Source organism: Kitasatospora sp. NPDC058046 (assembly GCF_042885595.1).
Classification (GTDB): Bacteria; Actinomycetota; Actinomycetes; order Streptomycetales; family Streptomycetaceae; genus Kitasatospora.
Map to the genome: position 1 here is coordinate 1 of NZ_JBHVRS010000058.1, position 9,223 is coordinate 9,223.

Below are 9,223 nucleotides of genomic sequence, written 5' to 3' on the forward strand. Positions count from 1 at the left end.
GGGCGGCCCCCTCACCAGACTCCTATGCGGACTCGAAGCCCAAACATCATGCGGCGTCAGCGGATGGCCCCCGCACCGATTTTCACGCGGGCAAGACGTCATCCGCAGGTGAACGGCTGACTCCTATGGGCTGTCAAGCGGTGGTGAGCCAGTCGCGGTAGGCGTTGGCGAGGTCGTCGTCTCGGCGGAGGCCGCGTTCGAGGGTGGAGATGGTGGCGGGCCAGACCCCGAAGTGGTTGGCGACGGCGGTGGGGGTGATGTTCTTGGACTGTCGCAGGGGTCTCAGGTCGGCGATGCCGGGGACAGTGACCGTGGTGGTCAGGCAGCGGAACACCTCCCGGGCGACGGCACGTTTCAGGAGCCGGATGATCTCCTTCTTCGTCCGGCCGGCGGCGGTCTGCCGGACCACGTACTCACGGGTGCGGATATCGCTGACCATACGGACCAGGGCGATGCGGTAGAGGGCCGCGTTGGCGGCCCGGTCACTGCCGCGGGAGAGACGGTGGCGGTTGGTGCGGCCGCTGGAGGCGGGGACGGGGGCGGCTCCGCACAGGGCGGCGAACGCGGCCTCGGAGCGCATCCGTTCGGGGTTGCCTCTGGCGGAGGCCAGGAGCTGGCCGGCGGTCTCGGGGCCGACACCGAACAGCTCCAGCAGCGCAGGGGTGGCCTTCTTGACCAGCGGGCCGATCTCGGTGTCGAGCCCGGCGACCTCTTCGTTCATCGTCTGGTGGCGGCGGGCCAGACGCCGCAGTGCCGCTCGGGTCGCGGCCAGTGGGCCCGAGAGGTCGTCTCCTGACCGCAACCTGGCCAGCGTGCGTATGAGCTCCGCCCGTGACAGGCCGGCGAGCTGCTCGCGCAGCGCCGCCGGCGCGGAGACGAGCAGGCCGAAGATCTGGTTCATGGCCTGCGTTCGGGCCTTGACCGCGCTGCGGCGGGCGACCCGCAGTACCCGCACGGCCTCGACCAGGCCGTCCCGGCTCTTGGGGATGTCGGTGGCCCGCCCGGAGAGCACAGCGGTGGCGGCCGCGTAGGCATCGATCGGGCCGGACTTGCCCTTCATCCGCCGGGTCTTGCGGTCCGGCCGGTCGACGTCGATGACCGTGACCCCGGCGGCGGTCAGCACCCGGGCGAATTCGGCCCCGTAGGCACCGGTGCCCTCCACCTCGACCGCGCTCGGCGTGCCGTGCGAGCGCATCCAGGCCAGCAGTTCCCGGTAGCCACGGATCGTGGCCGGGAACTCCCGGTCAGCCAGGTGCCGGCCCAGCGGGTCGATCACCGCCGCGTGATGGGTCAGGCCGTGGGTGTCGACTCCGCCGGTGATCTCCGGGCTGTCACGCGTCATGCTGGTCATGTCCGTCCTTGCGAGTCCGTTCCGAGGGCGGCACGCGCCGGTCGGGCGGGTGGACAGGACAGTGACGGGGCTTCTGGACCAAGCTCCTGACTTGTTGAATCGAGCCCAGGCGCTCGGTCTACAGCCGTAGCGTCCAGGGTGTCGGTCGGCACGGGCCCGCAGTGCGCCTTACCGCCCACGGGCTGGCTCTCTCATAGCGTGCCGCCGCCGGCCGACACCCCGCGCAGTGTGACTCGAAAGAGGCATGAGGACGACACGGTGACTTCAAGTCAGGATGCTCACCGCACTCCCTCCCCGCTCCCATCGAGTGCAAGGCCAGCCCGTGATCCTGATCGGTATCGACCCGCACAAGTCCTCCCACACCGCCATCCATCGCCGTCGACGCCCTCGGGCCACCAACTGGCCAAGCGCCGATTCGTCGTCAACGCCGGCACTTTCCGCCAACTCATGGCCTGGTGCGAGCAGTGGCCCGAGCGCGGCTTCGCCGTCGAGGGCGCCGGCGGCCTTGGCTGCTCGCTCGCCCAGCAGCTGGCCGCCGCGCCGGCGAGGACGTGGTCGACGTGCCGGCCACGCTCTCCGCCAGGGCACAGATGCTGGCCACCGGCGGCAACCGCAAGACCGACGAGGCCGACGCCCGCCACGTTGCCCAGGTCGCCCTGTTCCGCCCCGACCTGCGGCAGGTCACCGCCGAGGATCAGACCACGATCCTGCGACTGCTGACCGAGCGGCGCGACGACCCGGTCCACGAACGCACCCGAGTCCTGAACCGGCTCCACGCCGTTCTGCGCGACCTGCTGGCCGACCTGCGGCGGATGGACCGCCTGGTCAGGGACAACGAGATCCAGATGCGCGAGGCGCTGGCCGCCACCCGCAGCACGCTCACCACCCTGCCGGGCCTGGGCGCCGTCCTGGCCCGGCAGGGTTCTCGGCCATGTCGGCGACGTCAGCCGCTTCCCGAGCGAGCACCACTTCGCCAGCTACACCGGCAGCGCGCCCCTGGACGTCTCCAGCGGCAACGTGCGCCACCGGCTCAACACCGGCGGCAACCGCGCGCTGAACTCTGTTCTGCACGTCATTGCCGTCGTCCAGATCCGTGACGGCGGCCGCGGCCAGGAGTACTACCAGCGCAAGATCGCCGAGGGGGAAGACCCCTTCCGAGGCCCGCCGGGCGCTCAAGCGACGCCTGTCCAAGGTGGTCTACCGGATCATGAGACGCGACCATCGCGCCCAACTCACCGCAGCTGCTTGACACACAGAGGCGCTATAGAGTCACAGCGCCCGTCCGGCCGCGTGCGTGGTGATGCCCCATCGGGCCGACAAATCCCAAACAGGACAGTCAAGACGTCAGTCAGGCGGAGAGTCGGACCCGCCGGCAACATCACCACGTCACATCCTCACTGTCAGGCGGGCGGCCACGCCATTCTCGCGGCAGATCCGCTCGAAGAGCACCTCTGCGGGAAACGGCTTGGTGAAGCGGCCGGTGAACTGCTTGCCATTGTCCGTGAGGACCTCCGAGGGAACTCCGTAGACGCTCATGGCCTCGGCGAACGCTGTAGCAACCGCCCGGCCTGTGGGCTGGGCCAGCACCTTCGCGATCACGATGAACCGGGAGTGGTCGTCGATTCCTGTCACCAGCTTGCACTCGCGGCCGCCGGCCAGGAGGACACCGCCCATGATGTCCAGCTGCCACAGCTGCATCGGGGCATCGCGTTGCCAGCGGCGGTAGACGCGCCGGTGGTTCTGCTCCTGGTGTCGGACCAGGCCGTTGCGGACCAGAATCCGATGGACGGTGTTGCGTCCCGGGACCGTGTTTCCGCCGCGGCGCTCAAGCTCGTGGACGATGCGCCGGGCTCCCCAGCGCGGGTGGGCCGGCCGCAGCTCGCAGATGGCTGCCTCCACGTCCCCGGCGATCTGGGTCGGCGAGGTGTGCGGGCGGCGGGAACGGTCGGCCAGGGCTTCCAGCCCGCCATCGTCGTAGCGGGAGATCCACGAGTACACCGACTGCCGGGATACCCCCGCCTGCCGGGCCACCTGCGCTACCGGGTCGCCGCTCTTGACCTGCAGCACGGCCCGATACCAGTACTCGGTCAGCCACCTTCGATCGCTGACGTCATCCTGGCCCTTCTCGCCCATACCCGCTCCAAAGACGATCTCGCGTCAAGAATGTGCCCGGACCGTCCAACATCTCACCGGACTACCGTGCCCAACATCTCCTGGCACTTCACACACCGGGGGAAATCCCGCTGTCCCTTGACAGATGGAATCCAGGGGTGGTCACGATGTCCTCCAGGTAGCGGTGCCGACAATGCCGTGCAGAGTGCGAGTGACGGCGTGTGGGAAGTCGGCTCGCAGCAGAGCCTCGTGTGCCTGCCCGCCGCGGCGACGGATCATCCGCTCGACCTCGGAGCGCGCGCCGGTGGCGGTCAGGACCTCCCGTACGCGCGCGGCGTCTTCGTCATTCAGGGCCGGGTCGCCGAGGTGGCGACGCAGAAGTGCGCGCTGGTCCGGTGTCGCGTTCCGCAAAGCGAGGGCAACGAGGACGGTGTGCTTGCCCTCGCGCAGGTCGTCCAAGGCGGACTTGCCGGTTCTGCGGGGGTCGCCGTAGACGCCGAGGAGGTCGTCGCGCAGTTGGAAGGCCTCGCCGAGAGGCAGGGCGTAGGAGGTCATTGCCTCCAGGACGGATGCGTTCGCTCCCGCGATGGTCGCGCCGATGTGCAGGGGGCGTTCGACGGTGTACTTCGCCGCCTTGTACCACATCACCGTGAGCGGTACGTCGAGGCCTCCGCTGAAGTCTGCGGTGGCGAGGAGGTCGAGGTACTGCCCGTACATGACCTCGGTGCGCATCGTGTCCACGGTGGGGAGCGCGGCGGCGAGGCGTTCGAGGGGTAGGCCTGCGGTGTGCAGGAGCTCGTCGGACCAGGCCAGGGCGATGTCACCGATCAGGATTGCGGCAGCGGTGCCGAGTTCCTGTGAGGCCGTGCGGCCGCGTCGCCGGTACCGTGCGGCCATCGCCCGGTGAACGGCAGGGGCTCCCCGGCGGGTGGCGGAGTGGTCCATGATGTCGTCGTGGATGAGGGCGAACGTGTGGAACATCTCTAGCGACGCGGCCGCCTGCACGACCGGGGCGGTGTCGCCCTGGCCGCCGGCCGCGCGCCATCCGCACACGCACAGCAGCGGACGCAAGCGTTTGCCACCGGAGAAGAGGAACCGGCGCAGGACGCCGACGGTCTCGTCGGGCGCTCCCTGGGCGGCGGTGAGGGCCTTGCCAGAGAGGAAGCCGGCCAGGCAGGCGTCGACGGCCTGCCTGGTCTCGTCCAGGTCCAGGACGGTCGTCGGTGGCGGTGCGGAGGCGGTCACGGCAGCGTTCCCGTTTGGTCGTTCTCGCTGTCGGCCAAGAGCAGGGCCTGTTCGACGAGGGCGTCGACGATCTGGTGCTCCGGGACAGTGGCGACGACCCGGCCGCGGACGAAGATCTGTCCCTTGCCGTTGCCGCTGGAGACCCCGAGATCGGCTTCCCGGGCTTCGCCGGGGCCGTTGACGACGCAGCCCATCACCGCGATACGGAAGGGATGGGGGAAACCCTCGAACGCCGCCTCGACTTGTGACGCCAGGCGGTGCAGGTCGACCTGGAGGCGTCCGCACCCGGGGCAGGAGACAATCTCCAGTCTGCGGGGCCTGAGGCCGAGGGACTGGAGGATGTGGACGCCAGCCTTGACCTGCTCGACTGGGTCGCATGAGAGGGAGACGCGGATGGTGTCGCCGATCCCCTCGGCCAGCAGAATACCGAGGGCGACGGCGGACTTGATCGAGCCCTGGAAGACCGGGCCGGCTTCGGTGACGCCGAGGTGGAGCGGGTAGTCGCAGGCCCGGGCGAGGATCCGGTTGGCCGCCACGACGGTCATCGGGTCGTGGTGCTTGACAGCGATCTTGAGGTCCCGGAAGCCGTGTTCCTCGAACAGGGAGGCTTCCCTCAGGGCAGATCCGACGAGGGCCTCGGGGGTAGCACCGCCGTACTCGGCCAGGAGCCGCGGGTCCAGGGAGCCGGCGTTGACACCGATCCGGATCGGTATGCGGGCCGCGGCGGCTGCTCGGGTGATGTCGGCCACCCGATCGTCGAACTCACGGATGTTGCCGGGATTGACGCGTACGGCGGCGCAGCCGGCGTCGATCGCGGCGAAGACGTAGCGGGGCTGGAAGTGGATGTCCGCGATGACGGGGATCGGGGACCTGCCCGCGATGCGGGGGAGGGCATCGGCGTCGGCGGAGGTGGGTACGGCGACGCGGACGATGTCGCACCCTGCGGTGGTGACGGCGGCGATCTGGCGGAGTGTGGCGTCCACGTCGGCGGTGGATGTGGTGGTCATCGTCTGGACGGAGACCGGTGCGCCGCCTCCGACGGGGACCGTGCCGACCTGGATCCGGCGCGACGGCCGGCGCGACGGGACGGGAGGGGGCAGCCGGGGTATACCGAGGTCCGTTCTCATCGGGCCCCCTTCGGGCCGGTGCCTCGTGCTCCGGGAGCGAGGTGCAGTCGGCGCCGGGCGGCGAGCACGGCGGCGGCGATACCGTCGGCGTCCAGACCGTTGTCGGCGAGGAGTGCGCCCCGTGCTGCATGGGGCAGGAAGGCGCGGGGGAGGCCGAGGTTGTGGACCGGGACGGCGAGCCCCTGGTCGGCGCAGGTCTGGGCGAGGTGGGTGCCGAAGCCGGCTGTGCGGGTGTTGTCCTCGACGGTGACTACGAGGCGGTGACGTGCGGCGAGGCGGGGCAGGGCCGGATTGACGGGGATGAGCCAGCGGGGGTCCGCGACGACCGTGCCGAGGCCCTCGTCACGTTCCAGGACGCGGGCGGCCGCCAGGGCTTCGGCCGCGGTGGTTCCGGCCACCACGAGCAGGACGTCCGCCCCCCGGCGCGTCGTGTGGTGGAGGACGTCCATGCCATCCACCCGGGCCAGAGAGGGGATGTCCTGGTCGGCGGTGGCCTTGGGGATACGCAGGCAGGTGGGGCCGCCGGTGACGTCGACGGCCTCGCGCAGGAGTTCCCTGAGCCGGGCGGCGTCCCGAGGGGCACCGATGCGCAAGCCCGGGACGGTGCCGAGCACGCTGATGTCCCACATGCCGTGATGTGACGGCCCGTCTGGCCCGGTGATCCCGGCCCGGTCGAGGACGAAGGTGACCGCGAGGCGGTGAAGGGCGACGTCCATCAGGACCTGGTCGAGGGCACGGGTGAGGAACGCCGAGTAGAGGGCAACCACGGGGTGGTAACCGCCCAGGGCCAGACCGGCCGCGGAAGCGACCGCGTGCTGCTCGGCGATGCCGACGTCGAAGACCCGGTCGGGTAGTGCCTCGGCCATCGCGTGCAGGCCGGTGGGGCGCAGCATGGAGGCCGTGACGGCAACCAGGTCGGGGCGTTGCCGGGCGAGGGAGAGGAGTTCGGCACCGAAGACATCCGTCCAGGTTCGGGGAGCGGGTGTCGTGGCGCTCCGCCCCGGGTCGGCGGGGGGCCGTCCGGTGGCGGGGTCGATGACGCCGATGGCGTGGAAGTGGTCCCGCTCGTCCGCCTCTGCCGGCGGATAGCCCTTCCCCTTGACTGTCAGGACGTGGACGACCACCGGTTGGGCCAGGGCTCGTGCCTGGTGCAGCGCTTGTTCGACGGCCGGGATGTCGTGTCCGTCGATGGGGCCGAGGTAGGCGAGGCCCAGGTCCGTGAACAGGTTCCGGACGGGCACCGGGCCGCTGCCGGGCGCCGGTCGGCCGTGGCACTGACGGGCCAGGTGGTTGGCCAGGGCGCCGGTGGTGGGCGCGTAGGAGCGGCCGTTGTCGTTCAGGACGATGATCACGGGCCTGTTGGTTGCCGCCGCGATGTTGTCGAGGGCCTCCCAGGCCATCCCCCCGGTCATCGCCCCGTCTCCGATGACCGCCACGACCGCCCGGTCGGTCTGCCCTGCCAGCGCACGGGCCTTGGCCAGGCCGTCCGCGTACGAGAGCGCGGTTGAGGCGTGCGAGTTCTCGATCACGTCGTGCACGGACTCCGCGCGGCAGAGGTATCCGGACAGCCCGCCGGCCTGTCTCAGGGTGGCGAAGCGCTCCTGGCGTCCAGTGAGCAGCTTGTGTACGTATCCCTGGTGTCCGATGTCGAACAGCAGTGTGTCCCGGGGAGAGTCGAACACCCGGTGTAGGGCGATTGTCAGTTCGACTATGCCCAGTCCCGGGCCGAGATGTCCGCCTGTCGCGCACACTGTCTTGACCAGGAGCCCTCGGACTTCCCGCGCCAGGTCGCCGAGTTGGCTGGCTGGCAGCCCGCGCAGGTCGGCTGGGCAGGACACTTGCTCCAGGAGTCCGGGGCCAGCGGATTTCTCCTTGTTTGACGGCTTTCGCCGACGGGGCATGCGGTACGTCGACACACTCATGTCGCACCTGCCTTTCCGTACTGCGCCTCCAGGTCTCCCGGGCCGTAGCGATGGCAGTCCCGGTGCCAGCCGACGATGCCCGCAAGCCAGTCCTCCAGTTGCGCCACGTATACGTCGACCAGCCCCCGGGATGGCCGGTCTAGCCCGACGTCCTCGCACATGACCGGGAGTTCCTTCTGTGTGATGTGCTGGAACCGGTCCAGCCGCGCGCGCATGAGATCGTCGACGATCCGGACTCCCGTCGGGTAGTCGCAGCCGAAGAAGTCCTGCATCACCAGGACGGCATTGTGCAGATCGCCCTCGTACTCGACCTCCTTCTGGTAAGAGACGAGGTCGTTCATCAGGCACGCACAGTCCACTGCGGCGTGTTCCAGCGCCCGCATCGAGCCGTGGGCGTACACCTCGTCTGGCAGATTCTCGTTGCGGCCGATCCGGGCGAGGAGCATGGCGATTTCGGAACCGAAGGTGGAGCGGCGCATCTCCAGGTAGTCCACCGGGTCCGGGATCCGGTTTCGGATCCGGTTGGCCAGCTCCCAGGCCCAGCCCGTCAGCATTGCCCCCACACCGGTACGGAGCCGACCCCGGTATCCGGTGTCGAGCAGGACGGCGGTGCGCTCCCATAGGTCGGCGAGGCCGCGCTCCAGAGCGTTGACCGGCTCCGGCGCAACGGTGCCGTCCAGCGGTATGAACAGCGACAGCCTTTTGTTGGTGGCCTTGGCGCCGGCCACGTCCCTGGCCGCCCAGAAGGCCTGCGGGAGGTAGTCGTCGGCCCAGGTGGTCCAGACCATCCACTGTGCGGTGAGGTCGAGCTGGTCGGCGTCCGCGTCCGGGTAGGCGCCCGCCGCGCAGAGGGGGAGGTCGAAGGCACGAAGCGTTCCGGCATCCCAGATCCCGGAGCCCGGCAGCGCTGGGTCGGGAGCCAGCAGGCCGATCCGCTCAGCCCACTCCGCAGCGTGCTTCCGGGCGCCGTCCAGGTGCGGGCTCAGCCGACGGGCGTAGGGAAGCCGGAACTCGGGCAGTGCGGACGGCTTGACGGCCCGGTGCGGCACGTGGCTGTGCGGACGCCCCCGCCGCCCTCCCGAACCGGACGAACTCGCCGCTGTCCCGCCGCTGTTCATGTACCGGCTGGAGCGCAGGTGCCACTCGTGCCCGCCGGACTGCCAGTCCTGGAGGCCCTTGACGTACGCCATCACCCGGGCACGGCCCGCCGGGTCCAGCCCGGTCTCCGCGAACAGCACCGGCAGTTCGGTGAGCACGGTGTTCTCGAACTGCTGCAGCCGTGAGGTGAGCAGGTCGTTGACCGCCTCGGCGGCCTCCTGGGTGGAGCACTCCAGGAACCGCTCCAGCACCAGGATGCCGTTGCTCAGCTCTCCCTCGTCCTCCACCTCCCGCTGGTACGAGAAGATGTCGTTGCGCAGGTGCACCCCGTCGGAGAAGGCGTCCATCAGCACCCGCAGCGCCCGCGA

The 9,223-nt window shown here is 70.0% G+C and carries 3 protein-coding genes and 5 pseudogenes; 2 read left to right on the plus strand and 6 right to left on the minus strand.

All coding sequences use genetic code 11. The features are described 5' to 3' along the window. Positions 1-316 precede the first annotated feature (316 nt). Positions 317-1,351 (minus strand): annotated as a pseudogene (locus tag ACFVU7_RS44890) (IS110 family transposase); the annotation flags it as partial. A 590-nt stretch (positions 1,352-1,941) separates the two neighbouring features. Here ACFVU7_RS44890 and ACFVU7_RS44895 point away from each other — a divergent pair. After that, positions 1,942-2,082: pseudogene (locus ACFVU7_RS44895) on the plus strand (IS110 family transposase); the annotation flags it as partial. Between the two features lie 247 nt (positions 2,083-2,329). Further along, positions 2,330-2,416 (plus strand): annotated as a pseudogene (locus tag ACFVU7_RS44900) (hypothetical protein); the annotation flags it as partial. 333 nt (positions 2,417-2,749) lie between these two features. Here the strand turns inward: ACFVU7_RS44900 and ACFVU7_RS44905 are convergent. The 5 genes and pseudogenes from ACFVU7_RS44905 to ACFVU7_RS44925 all read right to left on the minus strand — a co-directional run. Continuing rightward, a pseudogene (locus ACFVU7_RS44905) lies at positions 2,750-3,484 on the minus strand (helix-turn-helix domain-containing protein); the annotation flags it as partial. Between the two features lie 141 nt (positions 3,485-3,625). Next, positions 3,626-4,708 (minus strand): polyprenyl synthetase family protein, encoded by a 1,083-nt coding sequence (locus tag ACFVU7_RS44910; RefSeq protein ID WP_388052519.1) that lies wholly within the window; start codon positions 4,706-4,708, stop codon positions 3,626-3,628. After that, complete coding sequence (ispG, locus tag ACFVU7_RS44915; protein WP_388052521.1) at positions 4,705-5,835, minus strand: flavodoxin-dependent (E)-4-hydroxy-3-methylbut-2-enyl-diphosphate synthase; 1,131 nt, start codon at positions 5,833-5,835, stop codon at positions 4,705-4,707. The genes ACFVU7_RS44910 and ispG overlap by 4 nt, the downstream gene beginning before the upstream one ends. Further along, positions 5,832-7,736 (minus strand): 1-deoxy-D-xylulose-5-phosphate synthase, encoded by a 1,905-nt coding sequence (locus tag ACFVU7_RS44920; protein ID WP_388052524.1) that lies wholly within the window; start codon positions 7,734-7,736, stop codon positions 5,832-5,834. Before ACFVU7_RS44920 ends, ispG begins: the two co-directional genes overlap by 4 nt. Positions 7,737-7,753: 17 nt before the next feature. Further along, positions 7,754-9,223, minus strand: a pseudogene (locus ACFVU7_RS44925) (germacradienol/geosmin synthase); the annotation flags it as partial.